Origin of the sequence: Cellulomonas wangleii (genome assembly GCF_018388445.1) — a bacterium.
GTDB classification, from domain to species: Bacteria; Actinomycetota; Actinomycetes; order Actinomycetales; family Cellulomonadaceae; genus Cellulomonas; species Cellulomonas wangleii.
On record NZ_CP074405.1, the window covers coordinates 3,333,711 to 3,347,565 of the forward strand.

The 13,855-nt window shown below is 74.8% G+C and carries 11 protein-coding genes; 6 read left to right on the forward strand and 5 right to left on the reverse strand.

Going from position 1 to position 13,855, the window contains the following annotated elements:
• Window position 1: 1 nt before the first annotated feature.
• The gene (locus KG103_RS15355) at window positions 2-589 is read right to left on the reverse strand and encodes a helix-turn-helix domain-containing protein (RefSeq protein ID WP_207339378.1); all 588 of its coding nucleotides are present in this window, start codon (window positions 587-589) and stop codon (window positions 2-4) included.
• Between the two features lie 64 nt (window positions 590-653).
• On the opposite strand from KG103_RS15355, the gene KG103_RS15360 reads away from it, so the two are divergent.
• Together KG103_RS15360 and KG103_RS15365 are read left to right on the forward strand one after the other, a co-directional pair.
• Window positions 654-1,643, forward strand: coding sequence for an NAD(P)/FAD-dependent oxidoreductase (locus KG103_RS15360; RefSeq protein WP_207339379.1), 990 nt, complete (start codon window positions 654-656; stop codon window positions 1,641-1,643).
• A gap of 53 nt (window positions 1,644-1,696) precedes the next feature.
• Window positions 1,697-2,401, forward strand: coding sequence for a class I SAM-dependent methyltransferase (locus KG103_RS15365; protein WP_207339380.1), 705 nt, complete (start codon window positions 1,697-1,699; stop codon window positions 2,399-2,401).
• 16 nt (window positions 2,402-2,417) lie between these two features.
• Here the strand turns inward: KG103_RS15365 and KG103_RS15370 are convergent, their stop codons facing one another.
• The gene (locus tag KG103_RS15370; protein ID WP_207339381.1) at window positions 2,418-3,110 is read right to left on the reverse strand and encodes a response regulator transcription factor; all 693 of its coding nucleotides are present in this window, start codon (window positions 3,108-3,110) and stop codon (window positions 2,418-2,420) included.
• Complete coding sequence (locus tag KG103_RS15375) at window positions 3,107-4,255, reverse strand: sensor histidine kinase (RefSeq protein WP_249670625.1); 1,149 nt, start codon at window positions 4,253-4,255, stop codon at window positions 3,107-3,109. The genes KG103_RS15370 and KG103_RS15375 overlap by 4 nt, the downstream gene beginning before the upstream one ends.
• 157 nt (window positions 4,256-4,412) lie before the next feature.
• On the opposite strand from KG103_RS15375, the gene KG103_RS15380 reads away from it, so the two are divergent.
• The 3 genes from KG103_RS15380 (at window position 4,413) to KG103_RS15390 (ending at window position 7,312) form a co-directional block, all read left to right on the forward strand.
• A complete protein-coding gene (locus KG103_RS15380) occupies window positions 4,413-4,823 on the forward strand; it encodes a hypothetical protein (protein ID WP_207339382.1) in 411 nt (136 codons plus the stop codon).
• Window positions 4,820-6,355, forward strand: coding sequence for a multicopper oxidase family protein (locus KG103_RS15385; RefSeq protein ID WP_207339383.1), 1,536 nt, complete (start codon window positions 4,820-4,822; stop codon window positions 6,353-6,355). The genes KG103_RS15380 and KG103_RS15385 overlap by 4 nt, the downstream gene beginning before the upstream one ends.
• Window positions 6,356-6,532: 177 nt before the next feature.
• Window positions 6,533-7,312, forward strand: a complete 780-nt coding sequence (locus KG103_RS15390) for an ATP-binding cassette domain-containing protein (protein WP_207339384.1) — start codon at window positions 6,533-6,535, stop codon at window positions 7,310-7,312.
• A gap of 174 nt (window positions 7,313-7,486) precedes the next feature.
• On the opposite strand, the gene KG103_RS15395 is transcribed toward KG103_RS15390, so the two are convergent.
• A complete protein-coding gene (locus KG103_RS15395) occupies window positions 7,487-9,952 on the reverse strand; it encodes a non-reducing end alpha-L-arabinofuranosidase family hydrolase (protein WP_207339385.1) in 2,466 nt (821 codons plus the stop codon).
• A gap of 418 nt (window positions 9,953-10,370) precedes the next feature.
• Between KG103_RS15395 and KG103_RS15400 the strand changes: the two genes are divergently transcribed.
• The gene (locus KG103_RS15400; RefSeq protein WP_207339386.1) at window positions 10,371-11,429 is read left to right on the forward strand and encodes a LacI family DNA-binding transcriptional regulator; all 1,059 of its coding nucleotides are present in this window, start codon (window positions 10,371-10,373) and stop codon (window positions 11,427-11,429) included.
• Between the two features lie 15 nt (window positions 11,430-11,444).
• Here KG103_RS15400 and KG103_RS15405 read toward each other — a convergent pair whose 3' ends face one another.
• Window positions 11,445-13,742: an exo-beta-d-1,3/1,6-glucosidase gene (locus KG103_RS15405; RefSeq protein ID WP_207339387.1), complete on the reverse strand. Its 2,298-nt coding sequence runs from the start codon at window positions 13,740-13,742 to the stop codon at window positions 11,445-11,447.
• Window positions 13,743-13,855 lie beyond the last annotated feature (113 nt).

A 13,855-nucleotide genomic window follows, 5' to 3' on the forward strand; every position in this document is an offset into this window, starting at 1 on the left:
GTCAGCCGTCGGCGCGGCGGGGCCGGGCGCGCACGTGCATGCGCTCCCCCTGCGGTCCGTACAGCGCCAGGACCTCGACGGGCTCGTCGCCCACGTTCCCCAGCCAGTGCGGCACACGGGTGTCGAACTCGGCAGCCTCGCCCGGGGCCAGGTCCAGCGCGCGCCCGCCGAGCACCAGCCGCAGCGTGCCGCTGAGCACGTAGACCCACTCGTACCCGTCGTGCACACGCGGCTCGCCCTGCTCCGGCGTGCGCGGCGGGTACACCATCCGGTACGCGCGCGGCCCGTCCGCACGGCGGCTCAGCGGCACGTACGTGACGCCGTGCCGCACCGTCGGCTGCGCCGTCACGCGCGGGTCGTCGCCCGCCGGGACGTCGACGAGCTCGTCGATCGTCACCTCGTGGAACCGCGCGAGCGGGAGAAGCAGCTCCAGCGCGGGCCGGCGCAGCCCCGACTCCAGTCGCGACAGGGTGCTCACGGAGATGCCCGTGGCCGCCGCGACGTCCGCGAGCGTCGCCTCCCGCTGCTCGCGCAGGGCCCGCAGTCGTGGTCCCACGGTGCCGAGCACCGCGTCGAGGTCGTCGTCCATCCCGCAGTTTGCCGATACGGCAACTGCACTTGTCAACCCGGCACGTGAGGCGCAGGCTCGTGCCATGCCGACCACCCCCACCCCCGTCGACGTCCTCGTCATCGGCGGCGGCGCCGCCGGGCTCGCCGCCGCCATGAGCCTGGGACGCTCCCGACGCACCGTGCGCGTCCTGGACGCGGGCGAGCCGCGCAACGCCGTGTCGCCGCACGCGCACAACCTGCTGACCCGGGACGGTACGGCGCCCGCCGACCTGCTCGCGACCGCACGCGACGAGGTCGAGCGGTACGACGTCGAGATCGTCACGGCACGGGTCGTCGACGCACGGGAGGTGGACGACGCCGCCGGCGACCGCGGCCCGGCCGAGCCGGCCTTCGAGGTCCGCACCGCCGACGGCGCCACCCACCGTGCGCGTCGCCTCGTCGTGACCACCGGCATGCGCGACGAGCTGCCCGACGTCCCGGGGCTGGCCGCCCGGTGGGGCCGTGACGCGCTGCACTGCCCGTACTGCCACGGCTGGGAGGTCCGCGAGCGCACCCTGGCGGTGCTGGCCACCGGGCCGCGGGCCGTGCACCAGGCGCTGCTGGTGCGCCAGCTCAGCGACGACGTGACCCTGCTGACGGGCGACACCTTCGAACCCGGCGCCGACGACGCGGCGGACCTCGCGGCCCGCGGCGTGCGGGTGGTCCGCGGCCCGGTGACGGGCGTGCGGACCGAGCAGGACACGCTGACCGGCCTCGTGCTCGCCGACGGCGGGCTGGTGCCCTGCGACGCGGTGTTCATCGCCACCCGGGCCGTGCTCGACGCGGCCGTGGTCGACGCGCTGGGGCTCGAGACCACGACGCTCGACGCGGACGGCGAGGACACCGGACGCGCCGTCACGGTCGACGAGACGGGGGCCACGTCCGTCCCCGGCGTGTGGGCGGCCGGGAACGTCACCGGCCCGCAGCACGCGCTGCCGTCGAGCATCGCCGCGGGGTCGAAGGCGGGTGCGCACGTCAACGCCTCCCTGGTGGCCGCGGACGTCGCGGCGGCGCGCGCGACCGTCGACGCCTGACCGGGCGCCCGCACGACCTGACCGCCCGACCGACCCGCCCCTCAGGAGACCCCGTGCACGAGCACTCGACACCCGACCAGAGCCGGCACGACCGGACCGACCACGACCGGACCGACCACGACCGGACCGTGCACGACCGGACCGTGCACGACCTGCCCGAGGAGACCCTCGACCCCGCCTGGTGGGAGGAGCGGTACCGCTCGCAGGACCGGCTGTGGAGCGGGCGGGTCAACGCCTCGCTCGTGCAGCTCGCGTCCGACCTGCCGCCCGGGACGGCGCTCGACGCCGGTGCGGGCGAGGGCGGGGACGCCGTGTGGCTCGCCGAGCGGGGGTGGCGGGTCACGGCGGTGGACGCGTCGCGCACGGCCCTCGACCGGGGTGCCGCCGAGGCGGCGCGGCGCGGGCTCGACGTCACCTGGGTGCAGGCCGACCTGCGGACCTGGGTGCCGTCGCAGCGGTACGACCTGGTGACGTCGCACTACCTGCACGCCGAGGGTGGGCGTGGGTGGCACTGGCTCGCCGACGCCGTCGCGCCGGGCGGGACGCTGCTCGTCGTCGGGCACGACCCGTCGGACCTCGACGGGCCCGTGCCCCGGCCCCACCTCGCGCGGCTGGGGCACACGGCGGACCAGGTGGCCGCCGACCTGGACCCCACGCAGTGGGCGTCGATCGAGCCGCAGGTGCTCGTGCGCACGATCCCGCACGACGGCGTCGAGGTCACCGTGCGCGACGCGGTCCTGGTGGCGCGTCGCCGCTGACGGCACGGCCGCGCGGTCACCGCGCGGGACGTGAGCCCGGTGGCGCGTCGTCCGCCGCCGACGCGCCGACCAGGCCCGTGCGGTGGGCCAGCACCACGAGCTGGGAGCGGTCGCGCGCGGCGAGCTTGGTCAGCAGGCGGGAGACGTAGGTCCGCGCCGTCGCGGGACTGAGGTGCAGCCGGTCGGCGATCTCCTGGTTGGAGCGACCGGACCCGATCTCCCGCAGCACCTCACGCTCGCGGTCCGTCAGCACCCCGAGGGGGGCCGTGTCGGCGGCGGGCGGTCGCGCGGCGGCGGCACGCATGACGCGCCGGGTCACGGCGGGGTCGAGCAGCGCCTCGCCCGCCGCGACGGTGCGGACCGCCTGCCGCAGCTCGTCGGGGGCCACGTCCTTGAGCAGGAACCCGGCGGCGCCGGCCCGGATCGCGGCGAACACGTTCTCGTCCTCGTCGAAGGTGGTCAGCACCAGCACCGCGGTGCCCGCGAGCGCGGCGTCGTCGACGATCGCGCGGGTGGCCTCGATGCCGTCGAGGTCGGGCATGCGGACGTCCATGAGCACGACGTCGGGGTGCAGCTCGCGCACGCGCGCCACGGCCTGCCGCCCGGTCGCGGCCTCCCCCACCACGGCGATGTCCCCGTCCCGCTCGACGAGGGCGCGCAGGCCGGCGCGCAGCAGCTCCTGGTCGTCGGCCAGGACGACGCCGATCATGCGTCGAGCCTCGCGGGGAGCCGGGCGTGCACGGTGAAGCCGCCGCCGTCGCCCGGGCCGGAGGCGAGCGTCCCCCCGAGCAGCGCGGCGCGCTCGGCCATGCCGCGCAGCCCCTGCCCCGCGGTCGCCGCGGCGCGCACCGGCCCGGTGCCGTCGTCGTCGACGCGCAGGTCGAGCCAGCCGTCGGCCACGCCCGCCGCGACCGTGACCCGGGCGGCGTCGGCGTGCCGCATCACGTTGGTCAGGGCCTCCTGGACGATCCGGTAGGCGCCGGCGCCGATCGCCCCGTCCACCGCGCCGTCCGGCACGTCGAGCCGCAGGTCGACCTCCAGCCCGGCGGCACGCGCCGACGCCGCGAGCGCGCCCACCCCCGCCAGCCCGACGGCGCCGCGGGCCGTCCCCTCGTGCGACGCGCGCAGCAGCCGGACCGTCGCGCGCAGCTCGCGCAGCGTCGCACCGGTCGCCTCCCGCACCTGCGCGATCGACGCGGCGGCCAGCGCGTCGTCCCGGCCCACGGCCTCGGCGGCGACGCCCGCGTGCACCGCGACCACGGACACGGTGTGCCCGATGCTGTCGTGCAGGTCGCGCGCGATCCGCACGCGCTGCGCCTCCATGCGGCGCTCCGCGTCGGCGGCCTGCTCGGCCAGCGCCGCGACCCGCAGCCGTTCCTGGTCCTCCCGCGACCGGCGCCGCGCGCGCACGCTCTCGCCCAGGGCCACGGCCGCCGCGACGAGCGCCACGTTGGTGAGCAGGTCGTAGCTCAGCAGGTAGCTCACCGGCAGTCCTTCGGCGATGCGGAAGTACGCGGCGACGCCGACGAGCACCGCCCCCACGGCGAGCGCCGCCCGGGTGCGCCCCAGCTCGGCCGCGGAGTACAGCGCGGCCGTCGCCGGCAGCGCCTGCCCGATCGCGGGGAACCCGAGCGCGTAGTACACGAAGATGCCGAGCACCGTCACGACCAGGACCGCGACGGGCCACCGGCGGCGCACGAGCAGCACGGCACCGAACCCCACGGCGAACGCGTACGCCACGGGCGACGGGTCGCGCTCGGCCGAGACGCCCGCGCCGATGGTGAGCGCGACGACGGCGACCGTCCCGAGCGCGAGCCCGAGGTCGGTCGCGCGCGGCGTCAGCTGTGCGGTCACACCCCGAGCGTAGGAACACCGGGCCCTCCGGGACATCCCCGGCATGTCGACTCCCCCGGGTCGCCTCCTGACGACACCCGCAGTCGACGACGGACGAGCGACACGGACGACACCTGCCGGATTCCCCGCGGACCCCGGCTGCCTAGCGTCGGGAGGCATGGAGAACACACCGATGACCAGCCAGTCCGTCCCTCTCACCGCGCGCCGACGGGTGCGTGGCCGCGTGGTCGCCGCGCTCGCCGCGACCGTCCTGCTCTTCCCCGCGATCGGGGTCACCAACGCGCCCGACCAGGTGGTCCCGGCGATCGTCCTGCCCGTCACGGTGGCCATCTGGGTCGCCGTCCTCGGCCTGCGCGACATCCCCCGGCCCGTCCTCACGGGCACCCTCGCGGGCCTCGCGTACGGCGCCGTCCTCATGACGGTGTCGCTCGTGTCCGGCGCCGGCGAGGTGTCGCCGGGCCTGCACGCCGTGGCCGCCGTCTTCGAGATCGGGTGGTCGACGCTGCTCGGTACCGGCCTCGGGCTGCTCGGCAGCGGGCTGCAGCAGATCCGGGGGCGACGGCCGTGAGGCGCCCCCGAGGTGCGCTGCGGCTCGTCGCGAGCGCAGGGGCCGCCCTCCTCGTGGCCGCGGGCGTGAGCGCCTGCAGCGAGGTGTCCGTCTCGGCGGTCGACGTGCCGGAGACGTTCGACGTCCCGCTGCCCGTCCCCCCGCTCGCGCCGTCGCGCGTCGCGGCGGACGGCACCCGCACCTTCCGGCTGACCGCGCAGGAGGGCTCGACCCAGTTCACCCCCGGCGTCGACACCCCCACCTGGGGGTTCGACGGCGACCTGCTGGGCCCCACCCTGCGGGCGGCACGCGGCGAGAAGGTCGCCGTCGAGGTCCGCAACGACCTGCCCGAGACGACGAGCGTGCACTGGCACGGCATGCACCTGCCCGCCGCGATGGACGGCGGCCCCCACCAGAGCGTCGAGCCGGGCGCCACGTGGCGCCCGACCTGGCGCATCGACCAGCCCGCCGCGACCCTCTGGTACCACCCGCACCCGCACGGCCAGACGCAGGAGCACGTCTACCGCGGGCTGGCCGGGTTCTTCCTGCTCGACGACCCCGCCGCACCGGACGTCGGCCTGCCGACGGAGTACGGCGTCGACGACGTGCCGGTGGTCGTGCAGGACCGGAACGTCGACCGCGACGGGTCGCTCGACATGTCCGGCGGTGAGCTCGGGGTCCTCGGCTCGCTGGTGACGACGAACGGCGTGCGCGGCGCCCACCTGCCGGTGACGACGCAGCGCGTGCGCCTGCGGCTGCTCAACGGGTCGACGGCGCGCACGTACGCGTTCGGGTTCGCGGACGACCGCCGGTTCCTGCAGGTCGCGTCCGACGGCGGGCTGCTCACCGAGCCGCTGCCCACGACCCGCGTCCAGCTGTCACCGGGCGAGCGGGCGGAGGTCGTCGTCACGGCGTCGCCGGGCGAGAGGGTCCGGCTGCGCTCGTTCCCGCCGGACCTGGGGCGCGTCGTCGCGGGCTTCGCGATGGGCGCCCAGGACACCTTCGACGTCCTGGAGCTGCGCGCCGCGCCCGACCTGGCCCCGTCGCCCGAGGTGGCGCCGACGCTGACGACCCTGGAGCCGATGTCCGCCGCGGACGCGGACGTGACGCGCACCTTCGAGCTGGAGGACCGCTCGATCAACGGCCGCCGCATGGACATGGACCGCGTCGACGTCACCGCCGAGCTGGGCACGACGGAGGTGTGGGAGGTCCGCAACCGCAACGCGTTCCCGCACAGCCTGCACGTGCACGACGTGCAGATGCGGGTCCTCGACATCGACGGCGAGGCCCCGCCGGCGGCGCTCGCGGGCGCGAAGGACACCGTCTACCTGGCACCGAACCGCACGTACCGCCTGATCATGCGGTTCGAGGACTACGCGGACCCCGACACGCCCTACATGTTCCACTGCCACCTGCTGCTGCACGAGGACCAGGGCATGATGGGCCAGCTCGTGGTCGTGGACCCGGACGACGCGACGGGCGGGCAACCGCCCCGCGGCGGGGACGACGCCGGCGGCGACGACGCCGGCGAGGACGCCCACCACCACGGGTGACCGCGGCCGGTCGGGCCCGCGGCAGCCCTCGTCGCCTGCTGGCCTCCGACGTCGCCGACCGCGCGGCGGACGTCGCCGTGCGCCCGGCGGGGGCGGGATCGATCCGCCGGGGCCGTACGTTGGGACCAGCAGGCGCGCCAGAACGGCGCCACGACGAGACGAGACGAGCACCGACGCATGAGCAGCACCCCCGCAGTCCTCGAGGCCACCGACGTCTGGGCCGGGTACGGCGGCCCGCCCGTGCTGGCGGGCGTCTCCCTCACCCTGCGCCCGGGCGACGCCCTGGGCGTGCTCGGACGCTCGGGCGTCGGCAAGTCCACGCTCGTCGAGATCCTGGGCGGCGGCATGCGCGCGAGCCAGGGACACGTGACCCTCGACGGCGTGCCGGTCGGCAAGACCCCGCGCCGACGGCGCAAGGAGGTCAAGGCGCGCCTGCGCACGGTCCACCAGAACGGCCTGGCCGGGATCGACACGCAGCGCACGGTCGAGGAGACGATCCTCGACGCGTTCAAGGAGGCCCGGAAGGCCGGTCGCACCACGAACAACGACGTCGAGGCGGCGCTGGCCGTCGTGGGCCTGCCGATCCGGTTCGTCACGCGGCGCGTCGGCACGCTGTCCGGCGGGGAGCGGCAGCGCGTCGCGATCGCACGAGCCCTGGCCACCCGGCCCGACCTGCTGCTGCTCGACGAGCCGCTCACGGCCGTCGACCAGTCGATGCGCGAGGAGATCGCCGACGACATCCGCGCCCTGGTCCGCGCCGACGGCATCGGGCTGCTGGTCGCGTCGCACGACGTGCGGCTGCTCGACCGCCTGACCGACCGGGTGCTGGTGCTCGCCGACGGCACGTTCGTCGAGTCCGGCCCGTTGCGCGACGTCCTGCGCGACCCGCAGCACCCGGACACGCAGGCCGTCGCGGCGTCGCTGCCCGAGCTGACGGGCGGCCGGCCGCCCGCCTGACCGGCGCGGTCCGCCTGACCGGCGCGCGACAGGCGACCGGTCGGGATCCCGCACGGAGCGGGCCGGGCGGCCCCTGCCGCCCGGCCCTCCCCGGCTCCGAGCCCGGGCCACGAGGTCCGCACCGCCGCCCCCGCGGGCGACGGTGCGGACCGGTTGCCGGTGGGACCGTCCCGGCTACCGCTGCAGCGTGAGCAGCCCCGGACGGTACGGCAGCAGCCCGTAGTCGCCGCCCGAGCTGGGGCTGCGACCCTGGTAGAGCAGCTGCAGGTTGCACGGGTCGACCGTCATGGTCTGGTCCGCGCTGGTGCGCAGCAGCTCACCGTGGCTGATGTCGTTCGTCCACGTCGCGCCGCTGTTGGCCTTGCCCGCGAACGGGTTCGACTCGGTGGCCGCCTGCGGGGTCCACTGCCCGTCCAGGCTGGTGGCGGTGAAGGACCGGAAGTAGCGGCCCTGGCTGCCGATGGCCTCGACGATCATGAGGTACCGCTGCTGGCCGGCGAGCTTGTAGACCTGCACGGCCTCGAACAGGTTGTTCGTCGAGTCGGTCATGATCGTCTCGTAGCTCGACCCGAAGCTGCCGGGGAAGTTCCCGATCGGCATGCTGGCCCGGTAGATGCGGCCGTTGTCGCCGGCGAAGAACAGGTACATGTTCCTGTCGTCACCGATGAGCGCCTGGTCGATCGGACCGGTCCCCGAGTTGCTGATCGAGCCGGTGAACAGGTCCTGGTGCGGACCCCAGCTGTTCACGTCCGTCGGGTTGGTCGACGTCCGGTAGGAGAACGCCGGACCGCCCCACTGGTAGGCCAGCACCCAGACGTTCTTGGGCGCGAAGTAGAACAGCGACGGCGCGACCGCGCTGAACGGCATCGCGTTCTGGCTCGCCGAGCCCATCTGCGACCAGCTGGAGAACAGCCCGAAGTTCATCGAGCCCCAGCGCGTGCCCGTGTCGTGCGTCGTGGCGTACACGAGCTGCTGGCCGTTGACCGGCGCGACCGTGAAGTCCTTCAGCGAGACCCAGCCCGAGCGCGGCTGGGCGAGCGCACCGGAGGACGACCAGCGGTACGTCGACGGCAGCGTGCACGTGGCCGGCGGCGGGGTGGTGGGCGGCGGGGTGGTGGGCGGCGGGGTGGTCGGCGGCGGCGTCGTGGGCGGCGGCGTGGTGGGGTTCACCGTGGGCGACGCGGTCGGCTGCTGGGTCGGGGTCACCGCACCGTTGCAGCCGGCACCGTTGAGCGTGAACGCCGTGGGCACCGGGTTGCTGCTGCCGGAGAACACGCCGTTGAAGCCGAGCTGCACGGTCCCACCGCTGGGCACCGACGCGTTGTAGTCGGCGTTCCTGATGGTCACCTGGTTGCCGTTCTGCGTGGCCACACCGCTCCACGCCTGCTGCACCGACTGGCTGCCGGGGAACGTGAACCCGAGGGTCCAGCCGTTGAGCGCGGCACCGCGGTTGGTGATGCGCACGTCGGCCGTGAAGCCGCCGGGCCACTGCGCGGTGACCGTGTAGACCACGCTGCACGTCCCGGTGCCGGGGTCCGGCGGCGGGGTGGTGGGCGGCGGGGTGGTGGGCGGAGGCGTCGTCGGCGGAGGCGTCGTCGGCGGCGGGGTCGTCGGCGGCGGGGTCGTGGGTGCGGCTGCGTTCAGCGCGTTGAGCACCGAGGTGTAGGCGGCCTTCTTGTTGCCCGAGGAGTCGAACAGCAGCGGGTTGGCCCCGGTGCGCCAGGAGTCCGAGTCGCGCACGCCCCACACGGTGATGCCGGTGCAGCGCGAGACCGCCAGGCACGCCTCGGTGACCTGCCGGTAGGCGTTGGCCTGGTTCGAGCCCTGCTCGATGTCGAGCTCGGTGATCTGCACGTCGACGCCCAGGTCGGCGAAGCGCTGCAGGTTGGCCTGGTAGTCGCTCGGCACGCTCGTGCCCAGGTGCGACTGGAACCCCACGCAGTCGATCGGCACGCCGCGGGACTTGAAGTCCCGGACCATGTTGTAGACGCCGGTGGACTTCGCGTTGACGCCGTCGGTGTTGTAGTCGTTGTAGCAGAGCTTGGCGCCCGGGTCCGCGGCACGAGCGGCACGGAACGCGGCCTCGATCCAGTCGTTGCCCGTGCGCTGCAGGTTCGAGTCACGCCGCGAGCCGCGCCCGTCGTCCGCGAACGCCTCGTTGACCACGTCCCAGCTGTGGATCTTGCCGCGGTAGTGCGACGCGACCTGCGTGACGTGGTTGATCAGCGCGTCACGCAGCGTCTGGCCGGACAGGCTCTGCATCCAGCCGGGCTGCTGCTGGTGCCAGGCCAGCGTGTGGCCGCGGACCTGCTTGCCCTTGCCGAGCGCGTAGCTGACGATCCGGTCGCCGTTGGTGAAGCTGAACTGGTTGCGGTTCGGCTCCGTGGCGTCCATCTTCATCTCGTTCTCGGCCACGATCGAGCTGAACTCACGGTCGACGATCCCCATGTAGGTGGAGTCGTTCATGCGGCCGGCGGCGATGGCCACACCGTAGTAGCGCCCGCTCTGCTGGGCGGCCGCGCCGAGCGTGCTCTCGGCGGCCTGCGCCGGCAGCGTGGTGAGGACCCCGGTGATGGTGATGGCGGCGGCCGCGGTCGCGGCGACCAGCACCCGCCGCCCTGGTCGCGTCGTGTTCGTCATGCGTCACCCTCTCTGCGGCCCGCCGGACGGCGGGGATCGCGGCCGTACCGGGCACCTCGGAGGGCACGGCGGTCCCACCCGTGTGCGGGTGCAGGCCTGGTGCGTCCGGTGCCGACCGCGCGGGTGGACGCCGTCGGCCCGCCGCACGGCCGGGTGGTGCAGGGTCCCGTTCCAGCCGTTGTGTACGTTCACAATCCCACGCGGGCCACCGGAGTCGAAGGGCTTGCGCGACGGCGAATCGTTTCGCGGAGGGCCTCGCCGCCGCGCGCGCCGCCCTCCGCGCGGCCCTCCCGCAGACCCCGTCGGGCGGGCGCGCCGTTTTGACCCCGTTTCCACCAGCCGGGACCGCTTTCGGGGGTTAGCATCGGGCGGCGGACCGGCCACCGACGGCGGTCGCAGACGGGCGGGGGGGTCGTCGATGACGACGAGCGGCGACCGACCGCGACGACCGTCGATCACCGACGTCGCGCGGCGCGCAGGGGTGTCCGTCGGGACGGTGTCCAACGTCCTCAACCGCCCCGACCACGTGGCCTCGTCGACACGCGACCGCGTCCAGGCGGTCATCGAGGACCTCGGGTTCGTCCGCAACGCGTCGGCGCGCCAGCTGCGGGTGGGTTCGGCGAACATGCTGGGGGTGCTGGTCCTCGACCTCGCCAACCCCTTCTTCACGGGGATCGCTCGCGGCGTCGAGGACCGGATCGCCCCGGAGGACTACACGCTCGTCCTCTCGTCGTCGGACGCGGACACCGAGCGTGAGGCCCGCTACCTGCGGCTGCACGAGGAGCACGGCGTGCAGGGCATCCTCGTCAGCCCGGCGCGCGCCTCGATCGACCAGGTGCTGGCGGTGCGGGACCGCGGCATGCAGGTCGTCCTCCTGGACGCGTCGGCGGACGTCACCGAGATCTCGAGCGTGGGCGTCGACGACGTACGGGGCGGCGCGCTGGCCACCGAGCACCTCCTGGCGCTGGGGCACCGCCGCATCGGGCTCGTCAACGGCCCGGGCGACGTGCGGCCGTGCGCCGACCGCCGCGCCGGCACCGTCGCGGCGCTCACCGCCGCCGGCCTGGACCCGGGCAAGGTGCTCGCCGAGGTGACCGTGCCCGCCATGACCGCGGACGCGGGCGACGCGGCGATGACCGAGCTGCTGGCGCTCGGCCCCGCCCGCCGACCGACCGCGACGTTCTGCACCAACGACCTCCTGGCGCTCGGCGCGCTGCGCGCCCTGCGGCGCGCCGGCGTCGCCGTGCCCGAGCAGATGGCCGTCGTCGGGTACGACGACATCCCCGTGCTCGGCCTGCTGCCCGTGCCGCTGACCTCGGTCCGGCAGCCGACCCACACCCTCGGCTGGACGGCCGCGGACCTGCTGCTGCGGGAGGCCGCGGCGGGCCGCGGCGTCGAGCACCAGCGCGTGCTCTTCCAGCCGGAGCTCGTCGTGCGGGCCAGCACGGCCGGGGCCGCGGCACCCGACCCGCGCTGAGCCCGCGGCGCCGGCTCAGCCGGTGACGGCGAAGCCCGCGCGCAGCAGGTCGCGGTCCCGCGAGGAGCGGCCGACGAGCAGCTCGAACTCCCCCGGCTCGACGACGCGACGGCCCTCGGAGTCGACGATCGTGCAGTCGGCCACGGGCACCTCGACGTCGACCACGACGGACTCCCCCGGTGCGACGTCGACGTGCCGGTACGCCTTGAGCTCCTTGTCCGCCCAGGTCAGCGACGTCACGAGGTCGCTGACGTAGACCTGCACGACCTCGTGCGACGGGCGCGTGCCGGTGTTCGTCAGCGTGACCCGCGCGCGGACCACGTCGTCGCGGCCGAGCACCGGCGTGGCCACCGTGAGGTCGGTGTACTCCACCGTCGAGTACGACAGGCCCTCGCCGAACGCGAACGCCGGGTCCTGCGTGAGGTCGGCGTACCGGGTGCCGTGCTGACCGCGCAGCCCGTTGTAGTAGACGGGCTGCTGGCCGACGTGCCGCGGGAAGGTCAGCGGCAGCCGACCGGCCGGCTCGATGGTGCCGAGCAGCAGCTCGGCGATCGCGCGCCCGCCACGCATGCCGGGGTTGGCGGCCCACACGATCGCGTCGGCGCCCAGGGCCGACTCCGGCAGCACCAGCGGCTTGGACGCGATGAGGACCACCGTCATCGGCGTGCCGGTCGCGGCCAGCGCGTCGAGCAGGGCGACCTGCCCGCCCACCAGCTCGAGCGTCGCGGTGGACCGCGTCTCGCCCATGAGGCCGATGGTGTCGCCGACGACGGCGACCACGTGGTCGGACGCCCGCGCCGCGGCGACCGCCTCGGCGATCATCGCCGCGTCCGGTGCGGCCGCGTGCAGGATCGGCATCTTGGGCTGCCCGTCGGGGTAGAACTCGCCCTCCGGGTCGGGCCCGAGGGTGCCGATCTCGGCGCCCTTCGCGTACGTGAGCTCCCACGTCTCGGGCAGCAGACCGCGCAGACCGTCCAGCACGGTCTCGGTCATCTCGCGCGGGTGACCCTCCTCGCGCATCCAGTCGACCTGGCCGGAGCGACCGGCCCAGTCGCCCAGCTGGGCGTCAACGTCGTCCGCGTTGGGGCCGACCACCGCGAGCCGCAGCGGCGCCGGGGCGGCGCCGTCCGGGGCCGTGGCGTGCCCGTCCAGCCGCGACACGAGGCCACCACCCAGCGGCAGCACGCCGGAGTTCTGCAGCAGCACCAGCGAGCGGCGCGTCACCTGCAGGTTGATGTCCTGGTGGTCGTCCGACCCGATGACCTCGGCCTGCCGCACCGGGTCGGGCCGCCGCGGGTCCTCGAAGAGGCCCAGCTCGAACTTCACGGTGAGGATGCGCGCGACGGCGGCGTCGAGCTGCGCCTCGTCGACCAGGCCGTTGGCGACCGCCTTCTGCACGCCCTCGAAGAACCCGGGGGTCGTCATGACCATGTCGTTGCCGGCGTCCACGGCGTTCGCGGCGGCGTGCTCGTGGTCCGGGGCGATCTTCTGCTCCCAGACCATGCGCCCGACGTTGTCCCAGTCCGTGACGAGGGTGCCGGTCCAGCCCCACTCGCCGCGCAGCACGTCCTGCAGGAGCCACTTGTTGACGACGATCGGGACCCCGTCGGTGGACTGGTAGCCGATCATGAACGTGCGGGCGCCCTCGCGGGCGACGCGCTCGAACGGCGGCAGGAACCACGAGCGGAGCTTGCGGCGCGAGATGTCGGCCTCGGACGCGTCGCGCCCGCCCTGCGTCTCGGAGTACCCGGCGAAGTGCTTGGCGCACGCGAGCACCGCGGTCGGGTCGTCCAGGCCGTCACCCTGGTAGCCGCGCACCATCGCGGCCGCGAGCTCACCCAGCAGGAACGGGTCCTCGCCGAACGTCTCGTCGACCCGGCCCCAGCGCAGGTCGCGCGTGATGCAGACGACCGGCGAGAACGTCCAGTGCAGGCCCGTGGCCGACACCTCGACGGCCGTCACCCGCGCCATCGCCTCGGCCGCCGCCGGGTCCCAGGACGCGGCGACGCCGAGCTGGGTGGGGAAGATCGTCGCGCCCCGCCAGAAGGAGTAGCCGTGGATCGCGTCGTCGGCGACGAGGAGCGGGATGCGCAACCGCGTGCGCTCGACCGCGTCCAGGGCCTCGAGCACGCGCTGCGGCGACGCGTGCAGGATCGACCCGACGTGCTTCTCCAGGACGAGGTCCTCCACGCCCGGCTGGGCGTCGAGCTGCAGCATCTGCCCCGCCTTCTCGGGCAGCGTCATGCGGCTCAGCAGGTCGGCGACGCGCGCCGGGACGGGCAGCGACGGGTCCTGGTACGGGAGCGTGTCCACGAAGGGTCCTCTGTGACGTTCGGAGCGTTGCGACCGGCCGCACGACGCTAACGCAGGTCGGGCCGGGTGCGGTAACCGCCCGTGACGGGGTCGCGCGCCCGCCGTCGACGGGT